Origin of the sequence: Legionella sheltonii (assembly GCF_026191355.1) — a bacterium.
GTDB classification, from domain to species: Bacteria; Pseudomonadota; Gammaproteobacteria; order Legionellales; family Legionellaceae; genus Legionella; species Legionella sheltonii.
In genome coordinates this window covers 21175-42045 of sequence record NZ_JAPHOQ010000005.1, presented here as the reverse complement: position 1 = coordinate 42045, position 20871 = coordinate 21175, and the positions used below count along the sequence as shown (strand labels likewise).

The following is a 20871-nucleotide window of genomic DNA, read 5'->3' as shown; positions in this document are numbered from 1 at the left end:
GAGTATATGAAGTAGCTTCGTGGTACTTAAGCTGACGCCATCGGTCGCTCATGTAGTTGCTATTGACGATATCCATCTAAAACAGCTGCTAATTTCTCCATTACCTCATCAACGGAAATCAATTGCATGGGTTCGTCACCGTGTACATGTTGCCCCCAAACATCCTCAATTCGCTTGCTGCCCAGAATTTTTTCTGCTGCTTCAGGATAGCGATTTACCACTAAATGTTGAAAAAGATAAGGACCCGAAATAAGCGGATTAGTCACTGCATGCAACGCAATAACAGGGGTATTTACCGCAGTTGACATATGGGAAGGTCCCGTGTCAGGGCAAAGAACAACGGTCGCTTTGCTTATGAGCGCTAATAATTGTTTGGGTCTCGTTTTGCCAACGAGATTTATTGCAGGGATAACTTGGGCTATTTGTTCTGCCAAATGTTTATCAAAATCAATCGGCCCTCCAGTTATAACGACTTGTACGTTCCATTTATCCTGAGCTCGTTGCAAGACATCAATATATCGAGCAATAGGCCAGCTACGCTCAGGTTTACTGGCGGCGGGATTAATTACTAAAATAGGGCCTTGTTTAGGTAGGTGCTGTTCCGCCCACTCATAATCTTCAGCAGCAATAGGTAAATCCCAACGAATGACACGCTCCTTTATTCCTAGTGCCTGCGCAAATTTTAAAAAACCATCTAGGGTATGCTCTAAGCCCGGAGTAATTCGTTCATTGACAAATAAACCATGAGCATCATTGGCTCGGTGCTCGTCATAACCTATTTTTCGTTTTGCTCTAATCAGGGGATAGAGTAAATTAGTCCTAAGACTTGCTTGTGGCGCTAGTAATACATCGAAAGTACGCCCTTTCATTTGCTTTTTAAAGCGCCAATAATCCACAACACTGTTCGGCTTGTCGATTAAAATAAACTCCACACCATCCATCCCTTCCACCAAATCAAAAGCAGGCTTGGAAATGATCCAAGTCAACTTGGCTTGTGGGAGACTGGCTTGCAACGTTCTAATGAGCGGAACAGCCATTAGAACATCACCTAATGCAGATAAACGTACAATACAAATGGATTTAATCATTCTGTAAAACAAACCGCGAACCGCAATAAGGACAAACTTCTACTCCAGTTTTTTCAATAGGCAAATAAACCTTAGGGTGAGCATTCCACAAAATCATATCCTTTGTGGGACAACTCAAAGGTAATTCATTACGATGGACTATATAATTTTTTTCTGTGCTTGCTGGTTCTTTTTTAACTTTTAACATGATGTTCCTTTGATACGTGTTTGCTAGGATTATCTAATATTTCCCCGATTTTCGCTATAATCTCATCGCGAAAAGCCTCATTTTGTGGATCATAATAGAATGCCTCTCCCCAATGCCTAAGCCAGGTTAACTGGCGTTTCGCCAATTGCCGTGTAGCTGCAACTCCTTTATCACGCATGAGGGAATAATCAAAATCATCTTGCAAATATTCAAGTACCTGCCTATACCCTACACAACGAATTGCTGGCAAGTTCATGGTTAGCTTCCATTTTTGCTGTAACTGTTTCACCTCTTCAATAAAGCCTTCCGTAAGCATCTGATCAAAGCGTTGTGCTATCCGTTCGTGCAACCATGCTCTCTGCTCAGGGAAAAGAATAAAATTCACAAAGTGATAGTCCGTTTTTTTATTGGGTTGAACAAGAAATGAAGACAATGTCTTGCCGGTCAAATAATATACCTCTAGGGCACGTTGAATTCGTTGTGCATCATGAGCATGAATACGTGCAGCAGATTCTGGATCAATATGTTCTAATTTTTGATGGAGAACAGCCCAACCACATAAAGCCGCCTCTTCCTCTAACTGCCGACGTACAACGGGATCCGCTTCGGGCAAAGTAGATAAACCTTTTTGTAACGCATTAAAATACATCATCGTTCCCCCTACCAGAAGAGGAATTTTGCCTTTTTTGAAAATTTTTTCACATAAAGATAAGGCGTCAGTAGAAAATTGAGCCGCAGAGTACGACTCAACAGGATCCTTAATATTTATTAAATGATGTGGCGCACTATGCAACTCCTGAGGAGTTGGTTTGGCAGTCCCAATGTCCATACCCCGATAAATCATTGCAGAATCAACACTAATAATTTCAAAAGGATAACGTGTTACCAATTCACACGCTAAAGATGTTTTCCCTGATGCAGTAGGTCCCATTAAACAAAAAATTAATTTAACCATTCAAGATCTCAATAAAACAGTCATAATTTTACCCTCATCCGCCCTTAAGTGCACCTTCTCCCTTGCAGGAAGAAGGGATTTTTATCTTTGTCCCAGCATGAGAGAAAAGAATTTAATGTGCATCCCCTATCCCACCCGTGGGAGAGAGGTAGGAGTGAGGGTTATTAATAAGTCATAACTATAATCAGCGATTACTCCGCCCCCACTAGCTTGCTACACACTTCATTTGTTAATACTTTAAACAAACCAAGCTGCTGATTTCCCTCTTTATAAATACGCAACAGCAGCTGATTTAAATCCATTTTTTCCTCTAAACTAAGCAGTCTAGGATCAAACACTTGTGAACGACTCATTAAGTCCATTAATGTGCTCTGCTGAACTACACCACATTCGGCAACAGAATCAAAGAACAAACGCAAATCCAAGTAAGGCATACAAAGAGGAATACTACGAATCTGCACTTCATGTTCTCCCAGCCACTCAAGGCCCACTCCTAACTGTTTGAGGCCCAGCTCCAAATTCTCTTTGTGGTTTTGGAGTTTTAAAGGAAGAGAATATCGAATCGGCACCAATAAAGGCCTACTGGGTAGAGGCAAAACCAATTGGGAAATTTGCTTTTCCAGCTTATATTGATGCAATGCCACTACATCTATAACATGCGGTTGCTGATGAATAAATGTTAAAATGTACCTATTGGTTAAAATGACCCAAGGTAATTCAGTTTCTGAGCTATCACGCGTTCTATTTAATTCAGTCAATTTAGGATAGGGTTCATAAATCTCTTGAATTTGACCTTGAGCTGAGGGTTGGAATAATAGATATGAAGCGTCTTCCTCAATATCATTTTTTGATTTCAATGCCGCACTCAATTGAGAGGTAAAGAAATCAAATACCAATCGAGGTTGCTGGAAGCGTACTTCATGCTTGGTTGGATGTACGTTCACATCCACCTCCGCATGGTTCATCGTGAAGTACAGCACGCATGCAGGAAATCGTCCAGGATGTAACAAACCATCATAAGCCTGTTTTAGCGCCTGGTTTACCAACTTATCTTTTACCATGCGCTGATTAATATATACCCACAGTCGGTCATTCTGGCTGCGCTGAAAATTAGGGCCACTTATCCATCCAGTGAGTTTCATTGCCCCATGTTCTACATCAAGAAAAATGGAATCTTTAATAAACGCATGACCTAATATCCGGGTTATACGTGTTAAGCAAGCTTGTTCGTTTGTTGCTGCAGGTAAGGATAAAATTTGTTTTCCATTATGTTTGAGCGTAAGCGCAATTTTAGGCGCACTTAAAGCAAAACGTTTCACTACAGTTTCTATTGCTTGAAACTCCAGTTTTTCACTTTTTAGAAATCGTTTTCGAACCGGTGCATTAAAAAATAAATCAACCACATCTACTGTTGTACCTACACTGCGCGCACAGGGAGAAATAGATCGTTCTGTACCTTGTACACGTAACATTGCCGCCGTTTCTTGCTGTTCCGGTTTAGAACTAATTGTAACTTTTGCTACAGAAGCAATACTGGCCAATGCTTCACCACGAAATCCCATGCTATCAATCGCATACAAGTCATCCAGTGAATTAATTTTACTGGTCGCATGCGCGGCAATTGCCAAAGGTAAATCCTCTGCAAGGATTCCTGTTCCATTATCACTAATCTTAATTTGATTCAGGCCGCCATAACCAATTTCAATGCTTATGGTGTTAGCACCCGCATCAAAAGAATTTTCCAATAGTTCTTTGACTACCGATGCAGGTCGCTCTATGACCTCGCCCGCAGCAATTTGATTGGCGATAAGCGGTGGTAGTTGCTGAATTCTTATGCCCATGCCGGAGGAATCACCAATTTCTGCCCCGGCTTAAGCAGGGTAATGCCGCGTAAATGATTTGTGGATTGGAGCGCTGCAACCGAAACATGATAGCGTGCGGCGATGGCGGGTAAGGTTTCTCCCGCACGAACTACATGAACATTATTGGTTGTCATCGCCTCGATGCGAGATCCATGAGGAGGGTTTTCCCAGAAGTATCCTTTAATACCTTGAAAAATAGCCTGACTCAAACGCGCTTGATAACTGGGGTTGGTTAAATTACGTTCTTCTATGGGATTTGAAATAAAACCTGTTTCTACCAAAATGGAAGGAATATCAGCAGACTTCAACACAACAAAACCCGCCTGTTCGACTTTGTTATTATGTAAATTGGTAAAATTACCCAGTTGACTTAAAACACGCCCCCCCATTTGCAATCCGGAATTAATTGTCGCTGTTTGTGACAAATCGATGAGAACCGAGCGGACTACCCCATTCTGATCATCCAAATCACCCAAATTTACACCACCTAACTCGGAATAGTTCTCTTTTTCTGCAAGCCAGCGTGCCGCTTCACTCGTTGCTCCACGTTGTGATAAAGCAAATACTGAAGCACCATTTGAATGAGAATTATTAAAGGCATCCGCATGAATGGCCACAAATATATCCCCATTATATTTTCTGGCAATATCCAGACGTTGTCTCAATCCTACATAATAGTCTCCAGAGCGTGTTAGTACCGCACGCATCCCTGGTTGCCTATCGATTAATTGTTTTAACTTTAAAGTAATTGCCAAAACAACGTCTTTTTCTCGGCTGTGATGAGGACCTCGAGCTCCAGGATCTTTGCCTCCATGACCCGCGTCCAACACAACAATCACATCACGCAACTTAGAAGGCTTGCCACTTACTTTAATAGGCTGTTGATTTGCTAAAATAGGGTGCACAGGCTGTTTTGGTGCATTTTTTACAGGCAATTTTGCTGGTTGTATATTTTTTATATTGGCTTTGCGTGGCAATGCCGAAGTAGTCTTGGGAGGACTATGTGCGGCAATCGGCTGAGCAAGAAGGCCACTATGTAGTAAATCAACACGTACACCGCCAAAAGCTCCATTAGGCTTCCAAGGAGCTGATCGGAGTTGTACGTGTTGATTGACCTCGAAAACTAATCTTAAAGTTCGCGGATCAGAATGTCCACTGCGTACTTGTCTTACCAAACCGTTGATTAAACCCAGTTGATTTAAATCTACAGCGAGTTGTGTTTCCTTTAAATCCAATACAACCCGCTCCGGACTATTTAAAAAGAACACTTTATGTGTAAATGGTCCATTGATTGTTAGAAAAAGGGAAGTTTGATTTCCTTGTTGTTTTAATACAATGGACTTAAGTTGAGCACTAAATGTGGCAATAGAACAAAAACACATTACAACAAAACACCATGAGCGAAATATCATGTTTCACCTGCCAGGCGAGCTAAAATTCTTTTACCCTCTGTGCTCAATGCCATTATTTGCATTTCACGTCCAGCCCCTTTAATACTTAACTTAAAACGAATATCCACATTAGGCAATGCTTTTCCTGCATTTTCAGCCCATTCAATACAACAAATACTTCCTTGCGTAAAATAATCCCTGAACCCTAAATATTCCAGCTCCTCTTCATGATGTATTCGATAGAGATCAAAATGATGGATGGTCAAATGATTGCATGTGTAGCTTTCTACTAACGAAAAAGTCGGACTTTTAATCGCAGATTGAACCCCAAGATGTCTTAACATGGTGCGAATAATGGTGGTTTTACCTGCTCCCAGATCGCCACTAAAGGTCATGATTAAGGAAGGACAAAGACACTTTGCCAATCGAGCGGCAAACTGTTGACTTGTCTTTTCATCAGGTAAATCTAATGTTGCTGTATCTAATTCGCTATTTATCATCATTCAGGGTAATTTAAAATATGAGGTAACACATCAAATAAATCACTGGCCAATAATCCAGCGCCTCCCAATTCGTTGGCTACCTGGTCGCCAGCAACTGCATGCGCCCAAACACCACACTGCGCTGCATCAGCCAAAGAAAGTCCTTGAGCACAAAGGCCTGCAATAATACCGCTTAATACATCACCCATGCCAGCGCTAGCCATTGCTGGATTACCCCGAGGACAAACAAAAGTATCTTTTTCAGCAGTTTGAATCACTGTCCCGGCACCTTTCAACACAACGACCCCACCATATTGTTGTTGGATGTTGGCTGCTGCTTGATATCTATCTTTCTGAATCAAATCAGTCGAACAAGACAACAGGCAAGCCGCTTCACCAGGATGGGGTGTTAAAATCCAATTATCATCCACTTGTGCATGCTCGGATAACAATCTTAAGGCAGAGGCATCGATAACCATAGGCAATTGTGAGGTAATGGCAGTCAAAAATAGGTTAATAGCCCATTCACTCTCCCCTAGGCCAGGGCCAATAATGCAGACTGAGGCGCGAGCTAAAAGGGGCATTAACTCTTTAGCAGTTTTTACCCCGCTCACCATCGCTTCTGGAATTAATGATAAGGCATTTTTTGCATGATCAGGCCAAGTTGCGACAGTTACTGCGCCTGCACCAGTTCGCATCGCAGCTTTCGCGGCCAAACTAATCGCGCCGGGCATGCCTGGACCTCCACCAATTATTAAAACATGACCATAATTTCCCTTATGCGAATTTTTTTTACGCCCGGCAAGTGGTAAAGATAGAGTGGCAGAGCTTAGAAGACGGGCAGCAGGAATGAGCTTGGACACACAGGGCTCAAGTTGTAACGAACAACAATGAATATCACCACAATAATCTGGACCATCGGCTGTATACATCCCCACTTTCTGGGCAATGAACGTTATGGTCGTATTGGCTTTAACACAAAAGTTTTCAACCATTCCTGTATCGGCATTAAGACCCGATGGAATATCCAAAGCTACAACAGGTAGTCCGCTTGTATTGATCTGATGGATCGCCGATGCAATAACTCCATGCACAGGTCCTTTCAGACCAATCCCTAAAAGAGCATCAATGATTAACTCTGCTTCACTATCTATGGTTTCATCTGCAGCTTGACACTCAACCCCAGCATTTATCGCCATTAATGCGGCATGTTGCGCGGTAAAAGGGAGATCAGCCACGGTCTTACATTGGTAAATTGTGACCAATATTCCATGTTCATGCGCTAAACGTGCAACCACATATCCATCCCCTGCATTATTGCCTGCGCCACAGTATACGGCAATGTGACGCACATGCGGATAAAGCTTTTTTATCACCGAAAAAGCCTCTGCTCCCGCCCGTGACATTAATTCATTTTCATCTAATTGAAACAAAGATGTTGCTTGTTGTTCACAAGATCTAATTTGTTCACAACGATAAAGGGAATTTGCTGGTATGGTCACCTTGTGCTCCAAATCCATTAAGGCCTGTTTCTTTGTACTGTCTTGGCTCAAGTCAGCAAACTGGGAACAGGACTTAGTTTGAACACGTTTCTTATTTGTAGTCTAGGATGTAGTGTATAAAACCCAGGCATCAGAATTCCCGGGTTTCGACTTCGTCTTCACCCAAGCTACTTCCATTTACTTGACTAATTTTAACGAAGGCTTACTTTTAGAAGCAGTTGAGCCCTCAGATTCACTACTAGAAGCACCTGAAGCTGCTGGAGGCGGTTCTTCTTCATCTTCTATGGCAAAGGCTATGCCTCTACCATTCTCTTTCGCATAAATTTCCAATACAGCTCCAGGAGGAACAAAAATTTGTTCCGTTTTTCCTGAAAATCGTGCTGTAAAAATAATACGATCGTTTTCTAATAAAAGACCGCGAGTTGCTGCCGGAGAAATATTTAACACGATACGATCATGGTTCACATGCTCTTTGGGAACCTGAACCCCTGTATATGCTGCATTAACCAGGATATAAGGCGTTAATTCGTTATCTACTATCCAATCGTAGGCCGCACGAATTAAATAAGGTTTATTTGATGTCATTGTCATATGTTTATGCCGCTCTTAATTGTCGCTCAGCATCAGTCAGACTTGCTTGAAACGATTCACGTTTGAACAAGCGCTGCATGTAAGCAATTATTCCTTTAAACTCTGGTGTAACTTCAATTCCCAATCGAGGCAAACGCCACAATAAAGGAGCTAATGCGCAATCCAATAAAGAAAATTCATCACTCAAAAAATAAGGCTTATCTGCAAATACAGGATCAAGTGCGGTTAAGCTTTCAAATAAATTTGCTCTAGCCTGGTCCGCGTTATCATCCCTTAAAATACGGTTCATTAAATAATACCAATCATGTTCTATTCTGTGCATCATTTTTCGTGTTTCAGCGCGTGCAACAGGATATACCGGTAGTAAAGGTGGATGAGGAAAACGCTCATCTAAATATTCCATAATGATACGTGGCTCATAAAGTACAAGCTCTCTATCGATTAAAGTAGGAACAGTTCCGTAGGGGTTAACTGATAAAAGATCAGCGCTGGGCTCAGCTTGTTTTGCAACAAGAATTTCTACATTCACCCCTTTTTCAGCCAACACAATCCGCACCTGATGACTGTAGACATCATCCGTATCGGAAAATAAAGACATTATAGTGCGCTTCGCAACAATTGCCATGAGCAACTCCTATTTAATTCATAAAACCTAGATAAAGGTAAAGTTCACACACAAAACTCGCACTTTACCACATTTTTACCTGTTTGGGTTACTTTATGCCGATTTTTCGCCAATAAACTGTTTTTAAACCCAGTGCAACAAGAAATAAGATCAATAAAAAGCCTACGACAAAGAAACCCATGTGGTAACGCAGTGGTTGTACTGGCTCACCAACGAACGCAAGAAAAGTCACCAAATCGTCTAAATTAGTGTTAAATTGTTCTTCAGGTAATTCGTGGCTCATCGTTTCTAAAATATTTGGCATTGCAACATCAGGGACCAGTCGGTTATTGGTCCCAAAAGGTCGAGCATCGTCTTTATAAAATCCATTTAGATAACCATACAGCCATTCCGTACCTTTTTCTCGAGCAACTAAAGATAAATCAGGAGGTACGATTCCAAACCATTGTTTTGCATCTTCCGGAGGCAAAGCAATACGAATTGGGTCATGAATTGTTGCCTGGGTAAAAATCAGATTATTTTTTAATAAATCTTCATTAATTCGACCATTAAACTGGGTTAAGCCTAATCCTTTAGCCATATGATTATAGCGTAAATATTTTAAAGAGTGGCAGCCAGAACAATAATTCATAAATAAACGAGCGCCTCTTTGCAAACTCTCCTTATCTTGAACATTAATATTAACGGGATGTGCTAAAACAATTGGATTGATAAGCAGACCCGAAAACCATGCCAACACGTATAAAATGCCTGCTTTTTTATGCATTATCGCCCTCCTATGCGTGCAGGCAATGGGCGTGATGATTCAAAACGAGTATAAAAAGGCATTAAAATAAAATAAGCAAAATAGAGTCCCGTACTCACACGAGCCCAAAATAAACGTACTGGCGTAACTGGGATTGTGCCTAGATATCCCAACAGTACAAATGCGATGACGCAGAGAAACAACATAACTCGTGAATAGTTACCCTTATAACGCATTGAACGGACTGGACTGCGATCGAGCCATGGTAAAAAGAACAGAACTAATAAAGCGAAACCCATGCACATTACTCCTAATAATTTATCAGGGATAGCCCGCAGCATGGCGTAATACGGTGACATATACCACATCGGAGCAATATGATCTGGAGTAACTAAAGGGTTAGCGGGTGCAAAATTATTATGCTCTAAAAAATATCCCCCCATTTCGGGAGTGAAAAACACTACAGCAAAAAATAGGCCGAGAAAAGCAATGATCATCACTAAATCTTTCACAATGTAATAAGGATGAAAAGGAATTTTATCGAAAGGCTTACCCTTTTCATCCAGTTGCTTTTTGATTTCGATTCCGTCTGGATTATTAGATCCTACCTTATGCAAGGCAACCACATGCAAAAAAACCAGCATCAAGAGTAAAAAGGGAATCGCTATAACGTGTAAGGCAAAAAACCGTTGCAACGTAGCATTGCCAACGGTGTAATCACCTCTTAACCACACAACAAGACTTTTACCAATATAGGGTATTGCACTTAACAACGAAGTGATTACTTGAGCCCCCCAATAAGACATTTGCCCCCAAGGCAATAAATAACCAAAAAAAGCACCAGCCAAAAGTAAAATATACAAAAACATCCCTAAAAGCCAAACTAATTCCCTGGGTCTTTGGTACGACCCATACAGTAGCCCGCGAAACATATGTAAATAGATAACGATAAAAAATGCGGAGGCGCCGGTGGAATGCATGTAACGCAATAACCAACCGAAATTTACATCACGCATTATGTACTCTATGGAAGAAAAAGCCTGTTCTGCACTTGGGGTGTAAAACATGGTAAGCCATAAACCGGTAATCAATTGATTGACTAAAACGACAAGAGCTAATGAACCAAAAAAATAAAAAAAATTTAAATTTTTTGGAAGATAATAGGCACTGAAATAATTTTTCCAAGTGCTTATTAGTGGAAAACGCTCATCAATCCAATTAAGGAGTCTATTCATTTACTCTAGCCTTTTCTCTATTACCTGTTGTTGGAGCCTGGCCTGTCGCCCTCTATCGGACATGGACATGCTCGGTCAATTGATTCATGCTAACGTATGCTTTTGTGAAAAAAGAGCACTGCAGCGCCTCATTCTCGTGTCCATGTTCAGTGCCTACCCTTACCCGATAATCATCACCGCCAACACAAAAAATTTATGCCTTATCCTCGCCAATAACAAGAGTATGCTTATTGAGAAAATAATAGGGCGGGACTTCTAAATTAATTGGTGCAGGAACATCCTTAAAAACTCGACCCGAAAGATCAAAAGTTGAGCCGTGGCAAGGACAGAAAAAACCACCTGGCCAGTCAGGCCCTAAATCCCCTAGATTAGGTTTGTATTTAGGAGAACATCCCAGGTGTGTACAAATACCTATAAGAACTAAATACTCAGGGTTAATGGATCGATGCTCGTTTTTCGCATAAGAGGGTTGTTGCTGGGTCAACGAATTCGGATCACGTAACTTTGATGAGTCTGTAGTTAAACGTTGTAACATTTCCTGAGTTCGTCTAATTATCCATACAGGTTTACCACGCCATTCAACCACTGCCTGTTCACCTGGCTCCAATTTACTTATATCGACCTGTACTGGAGCACCTTCTGCTTGAGCTTTGGCACTCGGTAGCCAGGAAGAAACAAGGGGCGTTAAAGCACAAAGAGCCCCTATGCCTCCCAATACACAAGTTGAGGTCAACAAAAATCGACGGCGATCTTCATCTACACGATCGCGTTTATCTTGCTCAGGATCAATAATTTGATTTTCCATAGCTGATATTTCTGTAGCCTTAGTGTGGTACCGTCATTACAGTTAATTCAATTTGCCTTCTCACTATGAGGAGAAGAGTGTCCGTCAGGGGCAGATGGCATATAGAGAACAGCTAATGAACCTTCCCCTTGTCCCACTGTCATTAAGGCCTAATAGTAGTATAACAATGCCAAACAAAAAACCCCGCATGTGCGGGGCTTTTTAACCAAAAAACGATTAACGTTTTGAGTATTGAGTTGCACGACGTGCTTTGTGCAAGCCCACTTTCTTTCTTTCAACACGACGTGAATCACGAGTTAGCAAACCACGTGCACGAAGTTTTCTGCGAACAGAATTAGGATTTGGTTCAGCATCTTCTGCCAATCCTGTTTCATCATAAGCAACTAATGCTCTGGCAATACCTAAACGAACAGCGCCTGCCTGGCCAGAAATTCCACCACCAGAAACTGTAACGTATACATCAAACTTATTAACAAGATCAACGGTTTCTAATGGCTGCATAACAACCATGCAAGAGGTTTCACGACAGAAATATTCTTGTAAAGTACGACCGTTTACTTTGATGTCGCCTTTTCCTGGACGTAGAAACACACGAGCTGTTGAACTTTTTCTACGACCAGTGCCGTAGTATTGCTTCATTTCAGCCATAATACTTATTCCTCAATATCAAGTTGCTTGGGTTGCTGTGCAGTATGTGGATGCTCGTTACCTGCATATACTTTGAGCTTACGATACATCTCTCTACCTAAAGGATTTTTGGGTAACATGCCTTTAACAGCAAGTTCGATAATTCTAACAGGATTTCTAGCCTGTAATTTTTCAAAACTATCTGATTTTATTCCACCAGGATATCCAGTGTGACGATAATACATCTTGTTGGTAAACTTACGGCCGGTCACAATAACCTTTTCCGCATTGGTAACAACGATGTAATCGCCTGTATCAACATGAGGGGTATACTCAGCTTTATGCTTGCCACGTAAACGACGTGCAATCTCACTAGCTAAGCGACCCAAAACTTTATCACTGGCATCAACCACTAACCAGTCACGTTTGACTTCATGGCTTTTGGCACTAAATGTCTTCATTAAATGAACTCCGAACCGCCTAAATTGGTAATCTTCTATCATGGACGGGCGATTTTAACCAAAACAGAAACATCCTACAAGTAAAAAAGGATAAAAATTTATAAACAATTATTTAAATCCGCGTAAATATAACAAATTTCATACAAGAATCATAATTATTTTTGTTCTAATGTAGGGTGAACCTTGGGCTGATAAAAGTTCTATTATGCATTTGCTTTAGAAAAAAGTTGGGCTAAAGCCCAACCTACATTTTATTCATCCTACACAGAGTTGTAATTAGGGTACAGACCACAACACAGAGGCCAATCGAGCTGATTAATTATTCTTGATCAATTAGCAATTGCTCAACAAGACCACCAGCAATTAAATGTTTTTCGATAATTTCATCAATATCAGCAAAAGATGAATAGGAGTACCATACCCCTTCCGGGTAAATTACAATGCAAGGGCCTGAGCTGCAACGCCCAAGACATCCTGATTTACTGACACGAATTTTACCTGGACCATGCATCTCAAATTCCAGGAGTCGCGACTTCATATAATCAAAAAAAGCTTCACCGCCGGTATTGGCGCAGCATTGCTTACCTGCAGCCTTTTGGTTGGTGCATATAAGGACATGTTTGTTGTAATAGGCCAATGAATTATTTTCCTATAGACTCAATTTTTGTTTTTAATTTCAAACCCGGTTTAAAGGTTACCACTCTCCTAGCCACTACAGGAATTTCTTCTCCTGTTTTGGGGTTCCTACCTGGTCTTTGTGGCTTATCCCTTAATGTAAAATTACCAAAACCAGATAATTTCACATGATGTCCGTGTTCAAGCGCATGCCGCAATTCTTCAAAAAAATTCTCGACCATTTCTTTTGATGCGGGTTTGGACAATTTTAATTCATCACTTAAGGTTTCTGCCATTATTGCTTTGCTTAGTGCATTCACGATTATTCCCTCAATATGATTGAAAATTTATTTTCTAACGTATTGATTATAGCACTAATCAAAGAATTTATCTCGGCATCCACCAATGTCCGACTTTCATCTTGCAAGGTCATAGCCACTGCAAGACTTTTCTTTCCTTTGGGTACCCCTTCTCCAGTGTATACATCAAAAACATCAAAGGATTTTAACCAGTTTTCATTAATCGTTGCTCGGACTGCTGCCTCAATCTGCATGACACTAACATCCGCGTCAACCAAGAATGATAGGTCGCGACGAATTTGAGGGTATTTGGAAATTGTTTTATAGCGTGGTTCTTCATGCCCAACTAATGCCGCTAAATTAATTTCAAACAGCAACACATCATTTTGTAAATCCAATGCATCAGTTAAACGTGGATGTAACATACCTATCCATCCTGCAGGTACTCCATTAATCTTGATTTGAGCTGATTGTCCAGGATGTAACGCATCATGTGCCGCAGCAATGAATTCGACCTGCTTTAATTTGAGTGATGCAAATAAAGATTGCAGATCCCCTTTTAGATCAAAAAAATCAAAACAGCGAGTAGGTTCACTCCAACTCACACTGCCTTGTTCCCCCATTAATAAGCCTGCAACGCAAGGGCGCTCTACGAGTTGCCCTTTGTTCACATCAAAAACCACACCAATTTCAAAAAATTTTACGGCATGCTGTTGACGATGAACATTATAAATCATGGATGCAATCAAGCCAGGCCACATCCCAGCACGCATTTGCGATAATTCTGAGGAGATGGGATTAAGTAACTGCATAAATTCTTTATGCGGATAAAGTTCTTGCTGTAACTCAGGGTCAACGAAGCTGTAACTGATCGCCTCATGATATCCTCTGCAGCTAAACCATCGGGAAAGTTTGGTAGCTATTTCCTCATTCCCACACGTTTTTCCTGCCTGCGCACAAGTATAGGTAGGTTGCGCATGTAAATTATCATACCCATACAGGCGGATAATTTCTTCAACCAAATCTACATCCTGTTGAATGTCAAAACGATGCGAAGGAATAACCACATCAAGACAATTATTGTGTTCTTTTCCAATAACAATGCCGAGTCCGCCTAATAAACTTTTCATTTCCTTTAATGAAATACTAAGGCCGGTTAACTTCTGCACTTTATCCGTATCAAAAGAAAAACTAACAATTCCTGGGATATGTTTTTGCTCATAAGCCTCAATAACTGGCCCAGCCTCTCCACCTGCAATTGATAGAATTAATGCTGTAGCTCGTTCTAATGCTTTCATCTGCAAACCAGGATCAACCCCACGCTCAAAACGCTGGGATGAATCGCTGAATAAACCAAACTTTCTTGCAATTCCTGCGATAACAATTGGATTAAAATAGGCGCTTTCTAAAAATACATTGTGCGTATGTGCTTGGACTGAACTCGCCTCTCCCCCCATAATCCCGGCCATCGCCAGAGGTTTTTCTTGGTCGGCAATCACTAGTACTTTTTCATTTAGTGTTAACTTTTGACCATCAAGCAATTCTAATTGTTCTTGAGTACTGCTAAAACGCACATTAATTTCACCGCTGACTGTGTCTAAATCAAAAGCGTGCATGGGTTGGCCCAATTCGAGCATCACATAATTCATAACATCAACAATAGGATGCACCGTGCGTATACCACCACGACGTAAGCGTTCAGACATCCATAAAGGTGTTGTTGCTTGAGGATTTATATCTCGAATGACGCGACCACAATAACGCGGACATGCTTCAGGGTTTTTCAGTTGTATAGGTAATACATCATCAATAATTGGGGTCACCTTAGGAATAGATTGTTCCAATAAGGGTAATTTGTTCAATACTGCGACCTCACGGGCGATGCCTAAGACACTAAAACAATCAGCACGATTAGGGGTTAAATCGATATCAAAAATATGATCATCAAGGGTTAAATATTCACGTAAATCCATCCCTACCGGAGCATCACTTTCTAATTCCATAATGCCTTCAGATTGCTCAGCCATGCCTAGTTCGCTCACAGAGCAAAGCATTCCTTGTGATAGTTCGCCGCGTAATTTAGATTCTTTGATATTAAAACCACCTGGCAAACGCGCGCCAACCATCGCTAATGCCACTTTTAAACCGGCTCTAACGTTTGAAGCACCACAAACAATTTGCAAAGGTTTGTCTGTGTTTGCATTCACTTCGCATACAGTCAACTTATCTGCATTTGGATGAGGTTTGGTACTAAGAACTTCGGCCACAATGACATGAGTAAACTCTCCTGCTACGGGACTCACTGCATCAACTTCCAGGCCTGCCATGGTCAGTTGATGTGCTAATTCTTGTTCAGTTAATGAGAAATTTACCCATTCACGTAACCATAATTTACTTAATTTCATTTATAGTCCTTACCACCTGATTAAACTCTTATTGCCCAGCAGGCATCGTTATCACTGTATCTCTATTGGGCTTTAATATTCAAAATAATAGGCCGACAGCGTACGTCTTTTAAAATTGACTTAAAAAATTAAGATCATTTTCAAACATCATACGTAAGTCATCAATTCCGTAATACAACATCGCCAGTCTATCCATACCCATACCAAATGCCCATCCCTGATATTCATCCGGGGAAATATTTACTGCCTTAAGCACATTGGGATGCACCATACCGCAACCTAAAACCTCAAGCCATCCTGTAAATTTGCACGACCGACATCCTTTACCACTGCATTGGGTACATTCAATATCCACTTCAGCTGAAGGTTCCGTAAAAGGAAAATAAGAAGGTCTAAACCGTAATGCTAATTTTCGACCAAAGAAATCAGCGAAAAGATCTTCGAGCAATCCTTTTAAACTGGCTAAAGTAGCTTGTTTATCAATCAACAAACCTTCAACTTGATGGAACATGGGAGTGTGTGTCAAATCTGAATCACAACGATACACGCGTCCAGGGGCAATTAAACGAAACGGCGGGGTACGTTGCTCCATCGCACGAATTTGTACCGGTGAAGTATGCGTACGCAACAGACGGCCATCACCAAAATAAAAAGTATCATGCATGGCACGTGCCGGATGATGTCCGGGAATATTTAATGCTTCAAAATTATAAAATTCTGTTTCTATTTCTGGGCCATCAATAATATCAAAGCCCATGCGGCTAAAAAATTCATTAATCCGGTGCTTTACCTGGGTTACCGGATGTAATGAACCGCTCTCTTTTTTACGTCCTGGAAGGGTAACATCGACGCGCTCGGCAGAGAGTTTTTCTAATAATTGTTTTTCTTTGAGCTCAAGCATTTTCGTTTCAATCCATTCACTGATTTCACGTTTTGCCTGATTCACTAATTGGCCTACTTTAGGTTTTTCTTCGGCAGATAGATGGGCAAGGCTTTTTAAAATTTCAGTTAACTTGCCTTTTTTACCTAAAAAATCAACCCGAATTGCTTCCAATCCCGATACATCTTGCGCATTGTTAATTGCTTCAGAGGCTTGCTCTTGTATGGTGATGATATCCTGCATAATTATACCCACAAGTAAAAAGGAGGCCGCAGCCTCCTTAAATAAATTTCATCTTTATTAGTATTCTTAGAACAGCTCCTGGGTGAAGCACAGCAAAACCGAGTTTTCTGCCACAGCTTTCCGGGTTAGGATGCGCCTTCACCCAGGCCACGTACTATATAAAGATTATTGTGCCAATGCAGCCTTAGCTTGTTCAGCAATTGCAGCAAAAGCTACTTTGTCATGAACAGCCAAATCAGCCAATACTTTTCTATCCAGTTCGATTGCTGCTTTTTTCAAGCCATCAATCAAACGGCTATATGATAAACCGCATTCACGAGCTTGCGCGTTAATACGCGTAATCCACAATGCACGGAACTGACGTTTCTTTTGGCGTCGGTCACGATATGCGTATTGACCTGCTTTAATTACTGCTTGTTTCGCCATGCGGTAGGTCCGGCTACGGGCTCCGTAATAACCTTTTGCTTGGTCTAAAACTTTCTTGTGACGTGCTTTCGCTGTCACACCACGTTTAACTCTTGGCATTCTTCATTCCCCCCCTTAACTACCGTGCAACATGCGTGCTGCTAAACGTGCATCGCATGGCTTCAAAGTACCGGCTTCCACGCGCAAATGACGCTTCGCCTTGGTAGACTTTTTGGTTAGGATATGATTTCTATAAGCACCGCGACGTTTAATCGCGCCACTTGCTGTCTTACGGAAGCGTTTAGATGCTCCGCGATGTGACTTTAACTTCGGCATAACAATATACTCCGCATTTGTTCAGCTACTTAGTTTTTTTGGGTGCCAAGACCATCAGTAATTGTCTTCCTTCACGTTTCGCTTGTTGTTCTACAACCGCAAATTCAGCTGTATCCTGCTGCAAACGTTCGAGAATCTTCATACCCAGTTCTTGGTGAGCCATTTCACGACCACGAAAACGTAGCGTCACTTTGACTTTATCACCATGATTAAGGAAACGGATCAGGTTGCGTAGCTTGACCTGATAATCTCCATCTTCCGTCGTAGGACGGAATTTTAATTCTTTGACTTGAATTTGCTTCTGCTTTTTCTTCGCTTCCGCTTGTTTTTTACTCAATTCAAAGAGAAACTTGCCATAATCCATGATACGGCATACAGGAGGTTTGGCTGATGGAGATATTTCCACAAGATCTAATCCACCTTCTTCCGCTGCACGTAAAGCTTCACGTGTTGGGACTATCCCTGCCTGATTACCATCGACATCAATTAAGCGTACCTCAGGTACATTGATCTGTTCATTAATTCGTGCGCGATCATTTTCACGCTTAGTTGGTGCACTAATGGTTTAACCCCCCCTGCTTATTAATTAATTAATTGACCCTTTACGAGCAATTTCTTGCGTCAAGGTATCACAAATTGTATCTATTGTCATCACACCCAAGTCTACTCCTTCGCGTGAACGCACAGCAACTTGGTTGGATTCGACTTCTTTATCGCCTATCACTAAGAGATATGGCACTTTTTGTAAAGTATGTTCGCGAATTTTAAAGCCAATTTTCTCATTTCTCAAGTCATAGTTGGCTCGAATACCTCTTTTTTGCAAAATTTGTGTTATTTTTTTTGCATATTCATTTTGCTTTTCGCTGATTGTCAGAATCATCGTTTGCACTGGAGATAGCCATAAAGGCAGTTTTCCTGCGTAGTGCTCTATCAAAATACCCATGAAACGCTCAAAAGAGCCTAAAATTGCACGATGCAACATCACTGGAATTTGTTTACTGCCATTTTCAGCGACGTATGAAGCATCCAGCCGACCTGGCATCGAGAAATCAACTTGAATGGTTCCACATTGCCAAATTCTGCCCAAGCAATCCGCTAATGAGCATTCGATTTTGGGTCCGTAAAAAGCACCTTCACCTGGAGCATCAACCCAATCAATTTGTCTGTCTTTCATTGCCTGTTTTAAAGCACCTTCAGCTTTATCCCATACATCATCGCTACCAACTCGCTTTTCAGGACGTAGCGCCAGACGGTACTTAATCTCACTAAAACCAAAATCAGCATATACCGACTGAACCAGCTCAAGCATCATCGCTACTTCTGATTGAATTTGATCTTCAGTACAGAAGATATGTGCATCATCTTGCACCATGTTACGAACGCGCATCAAACCATGCAATGCGCCGGATGGTTCACAGCGATGGCAATTACCAAACTCGGAAAATCTTAATGGTAAATCTCTATAGCTTTTTAAACCCTGATTAAACACTTGAACATGGCATGGGCAATTCATTGGCTTAACTGCATAATGGCGATTTTCTGTTTCAGTAACAAACATCTCATCTCTAAAATTAGCCCAATGGCCTGATTTTTCCCAAAGTACTTTATCAACCAATTGCGGTGTTCTAATTTCTTGGTAACCAAAATCAACCAATCGGTTGCGCATATAACGCTCGAGCTCTTGATAAATTGTCCAACCTTTTGGATGCCAAAATACCATCCCAGGAGCGATATCCTGAAAATGGAATAGTTCTAAGCTCTTACCTAATTTACGATGATCACGTTTTTCGGCCTCTTCTATACGGAATAGATAATCAGCCAAAGATTTTTTATCAGCCCAGGCAGTACCGTATATACGTTGTAACATTTCGTTATTGGAATCACCACGCCAGTATGCGCCTGCTAATTTAGTCAGCTTAAATGCCTTCAAAAAACCCGTAGAAGGAACATGAGGTCCACGACAAAGGTCTTCAAAATCACCTTGCTTATACAACGACAACACTTCATTTTCAGGAATATCGGCAATAATCTTTGCTTTGTATTCCTCGCCAATGCTCTTGAAATACTGAATGGCTTCATCACGGGGCAATTCTCGACGCACTACAGGATAATTTGCCTTGGCCAGCTCTGCCATTTTTGCTTCGATTGACTCCAGATCTTCAGGCGTAAATGCTCTTTGAAACGCAAAATCATAGTAAAAACCATCGTCAATAACGGGTCCTATAGTCACTTGCGCTGTAGGAAAAAGACTTTTAACTGCTTGTGCTAATAAGTGGGCTGTAGAGTGACGAATGACTTCGAGGCTTTCTTCTTGTTTTTCAGTCAGAATAACCAATGCACAATCATTTTCAATCAGAAAAGAAGTATCAACCAAACGATCATTAATACGACCGGCCAAAGCAGCTTTAGCTAGTCCAGGGCTTATACTATGAGCCACCTCATAGACCGTTAAGGGCGCTTCAAAATGTTTTATACTTCCATCAGGTAATTTAATGTTTGGCATAATTTTATCCGTAAGCACTTCTTTTCAAAAAAAAACCCTGCATGGCAGGGCTTAAACCTTAATTAAGAGGAGTCAATCAAGCATCGTCCCAAATGAAAGTGGGCGCTCCTGGAATACGATTTAGTGCATGGTAGGCACGAGTGGGATCGAACCACCGACCACCACCATGTCAAGGTGGTGCTCTACCACTGAGCTACGTGCCTATAAAACGACCTGCATATACATTGGGGTGAAGTATATAATAAGGTGCCATTATAAAGCAATCATTTAGATTATTTTGTATTAATAAATCGTGTAATCCTTTCTGGCTTGTGCAAAAAACACTCCCCCAGCTGAGGCATCTAGAAAGGCTTAAATGGAGGGGAACCATTCAAGCCATGAGTTTGCGAGGTTAACTGCTATGAGTTATCCACTTTTTCTTCTATTGGACTGTATTGTGATATTTGTTCCATCGTTATCACCTGCTTCCTTGTTTGGGACTAGAAAACCCTTTTCCATAGGTTTCGAAGCCATTATACTTTTTTGCCACTCAATGTCAACTTTAAATTTCCATAGGAAACTTAAAGTTTCCAATAGGTGATTATTTTGAATTTTATGTTTCTTTTTGTTATACTTCCTTACATTAAAAT

At 41.1% G+C, this 20871-nt stretch carries 22 protein-coding genes and 1 tRNA gene; all 23 read right to left on the bottom strand.

Annotation, left to right across the window (positions count from 1 at the left end; genetic code table 11):
• Positions 1–59 precede the first annotated feature (59 nt).
• Positions 60–1088, bottom strand: coding sequence for a glycosyltransferase family 9 protein (locus OQJ26_RS06650; RefSeq protein ID WP_265703103.1), 1029 nt, complete (start codon positions 1086–1088; stop codon positions 60–62).
• The gene (locus OQJ26_RS06645) at positions 1081–1275 is read right to left on the bottom strand and encodes a zinc-finger domain-containing protein (protein ID WP_265703102.1); all 195 of its coding nucleotides are present in this window, start codon (positions 1273–1275) and stop codon (positions 1081–1083) included. The genes OQJ26_RS06650 and OQJ26_RS06645 overlap by 8 nt, the downstream gene beginning before the upstream one ends.
• Positions 1262–2230: a tRNA (adenosine(37)-N6)-dimethylallyltransferase MiaA gene (gene miaA / locus OQJ26_RS06640; protein WP_265703101.1), complete on the bottom strand. Its 969-nt coding sequence runs from the start codon at positions 2228–2230 to the stop codon at positions 1262–1264. The genes OQJ26_RS06645 and miaA overlap by 14 nt, the downstream gene beginning before the upstream one ends.
• Positions 2231–2421: 191 nt before the next feature.
• The gene (gene mutL, locus OQJ26_RS06635; RefSeq protein WP_265703100.1) at positions 2422–4071 is read right to left on the bottom strand and encodes a DNA mismatch repair endonuclease MutL; all 1650 of its coding nucleotides are present in this window, start codon (positions 4069–4071) and stop codon (positions 2422–2424) included.
• Positions 4062–5504, bottom strand: a complete 1443-nt coding sequence (locus OQJ26_RS06630; protein WP_265703099.1) for an N-acetylmuramoyl-L-alanine amidase family protein — start codon at positions 5502–5504, stop codon at positions 4062–4064. The genes mutL and OQJ26_RS06630 overlap by 10 nt, the downstream gene beginning before the upstream one ends.
• Entirely contained in the window at positions 5501–5986 is a 486-nt protein-coding gene (tsaE, locus tag OQJ26_RS06625) for a tRNA (adenosine(37)-N6)-threonylcarbamoyltransferase complex ATPase subunit type 1 TsaE (RefSeq protein WP_265703098.1), read from the bottom strand. The genes OQJ26_RS06630 and tsaE overlap by 4 nt, the downstream gene beginning before the upstream one ends.
• The gene (locus OQJ26_RS06620; RefSeq protein WP_265703097.1) at positions 5983–7485 is read right to left on the bottom strand and encodes an NAD(P)H-hydrate dehydratase; all 1503 of its coding nucleotides are present in this window, start codon (positions 7483–7485) and stop codon (positions 5983–5985) included. The genes tsaE and OQJ26_RS06620 overlap by 4 nt, the downstream gene beginning before the upstream one ends.
• Positions 7486–7644: 159 nt before the next feature.
• Entirely contained in the window at positions 7645–8058 is a 414-nt protein-coding gene (locus tag OQJ26_RS06615; RefSeq protein ID WP_265703096.1) for a ClpXP protease specificity-enhancing factor, read from the bottom strand.
• A 4-nt stretch (positions 8059–8062) separates the two neighbouring features.
• Positions 8063–8683, bottom strand: a complete 621-nt coding sequence (gene sspA / locus OQJ26_RS06610; RefSeq protein WP_265703095.1) for a stringent starvation protein SspA — start codon at positions 8681–8683, stop codon at positions 8063–8065.
• Positions 8684–8771: 88 nt separating this feature from the next.
• Positions 8772–9449: a cytochrome c1 gene (locus OQJ26_RS06605; protein ID WP_265703094.1), complete on the bottom strand. Its 678-nt coding sequence runs from the start codon at positions 9447–9449 to the stop codon at positions 8772–8774.
• Positions 9449–10663, bottom strand: a complete 1215-nt coding sequence (locus OQJ26_RS06600; RefSeq protein WP_265703093.1) for a cytochrome b — start codon at positions 10661–10663, stop codon at positions 9449–9451. Before OQJ26_RS06600 ends, OQJ26_RS06605 begins: the two co-directional genes overlap by 1 nt.
• A 193-nt stretch (positions 10664–10856) precedes the next feature.
• Positions 10857–11468: a ubiquinol-cytochrome c reductase iron-sulfur subunit gene (gene petA / locus OQJ26_RS06595; RefSeq protein ID WP_265703092.1), complete on the bottom strand. Its 612-nt coding sequence runs from the start codon at positions 11466–11468 to the stop codon at positions 10857–10859.
• A gap of 216 nt (positions 11469–11684) precedes the next feature.
• Complete coding sequence (gene rpsI / locus OQJ26_RS06590; RefSeq protein WP_028380714.1) at positions 11685–12116, bottom strand: 30S ribosomal protein S9; 432 nt, start codon at positions 12114–12116, stop codon at positions 11685–11687.
• Between the two features lie 5 nt (positions 12117–12121).
• The gene (gene rplM, locus OQJ26_RS06585; protein ID WP_028380713.1) at positions 12122–12556 is read right to left on the bottom strand and encodes a 50S ribosomal protein L13; all 435 of its coding nucleotides are present in this window, start codon (positions 12554–12556) and stop codon (positions 12122–12124) included.
• Between the two features lie 319 nt (positions 12557–12875).
• Entirely contained in the window at positions 12876–13193 is a 318-nt protein-coding gene (locus tag OQJ26_RS06580; RefSeq protein ID WP_265703091.1) for a (2Fe-2S) ferredoxin domain-containing protein, read from the bottom strand.
• Positions 13194–13197: 4 nt separating this feature from the next.
• On the bottom strand, positions 13198–13491 hold the full coding sequence (locus OQJ26_RS06575) for an integration host factor subunit alpha (protein ID WP_028380711.1): 294 nt from the start codon (positions 13489–13491) through the stop codon (positions 13198–13200).
• Between the two features lie 2 nt (positions 13492–13493).
• The gene (gene pheT, locus OQJ26_RS06570) at positions 13494–15875 is read right to left on the bottom strand and encodes a phenylalanine--tRNA ligase subunit beta (RefSeq protein WP_265703090.1); all 2382 of its coding nucleotides are present in this window, start codon (positions 15873–15875) and stop codon (positions 13494–13496) included.
• Positions 15876–15984: 109 nt separating this feature from the next.
• Positions 15985–16998 carry a phenylalanine--tRNA ligase subunit alpha gene (pheS, locus tag OQJ26_RS06565; RefSeq protein WP_265703089.1) on the bottom strand — a complete coding sequence of 338 codons (1014 nt, stop codon included), beginning with the start codon at positions 16996–16998 and terminating at the stop codon, positions 15985–15987.
• A gap of 165 nt (positions 16999–17163) precedes the next feature.
• Positions 17164–17523: a 50S ribosomal protein L20 gene (rplT, locus tag OQJ26_RS06560; protein ID WP_265703088.1), complete on the bottom strand. Its 360-nt coding sequence runs from the start codon at positions 17521–17523 to the stop codon at positions 17164–17166.
• Between the two features lie 15 nt (positions 17524–17538).
• Positions 17539–17739: a 50S ribosomal protein L35 gene (gene rpmI, locus OQJ26_RS06555; RefSeq protein WP_082650800.1), complete on the bottom strand. Its 201-nt coding sequence runs from the start codon at positions 17737–17739 to the stop codon at positions 17539–17541.
• A 25-nt stretch (positions 17740–17764) separates the two neighbouring features.
• On the bottom strand, positions 17765–18301 hold the full coding sequence (gene infC, locus OQJ26_RS06550; RefSeq protein ID WP_035900696.1) for a translation initiation factor IF-3: 537 nt from the start codon (positions 18299–18301) through the stop codon (positions 17765–17767).
• Positions 18302–18325: 24 nt separating this feature from the next.
• Positions 18326–20242, bottom strand: coding sequence for a threonine--tRNA ligase (thrS, locus tag OQJ26_RS06545; RefSeq protein WP_265703087.1), 1917 nt, complete (start codon positions 20240–20242; stop codon positions 18326–18328).
• Positions 20243–20370: 128 nt separating this feature from the next.
• Positions 20371–20445 (bottom strand) — tRNA-Val (locus OQJ26_RS06540).
• Positions 20446–20871: the final 426 nt, after the last annotated feature.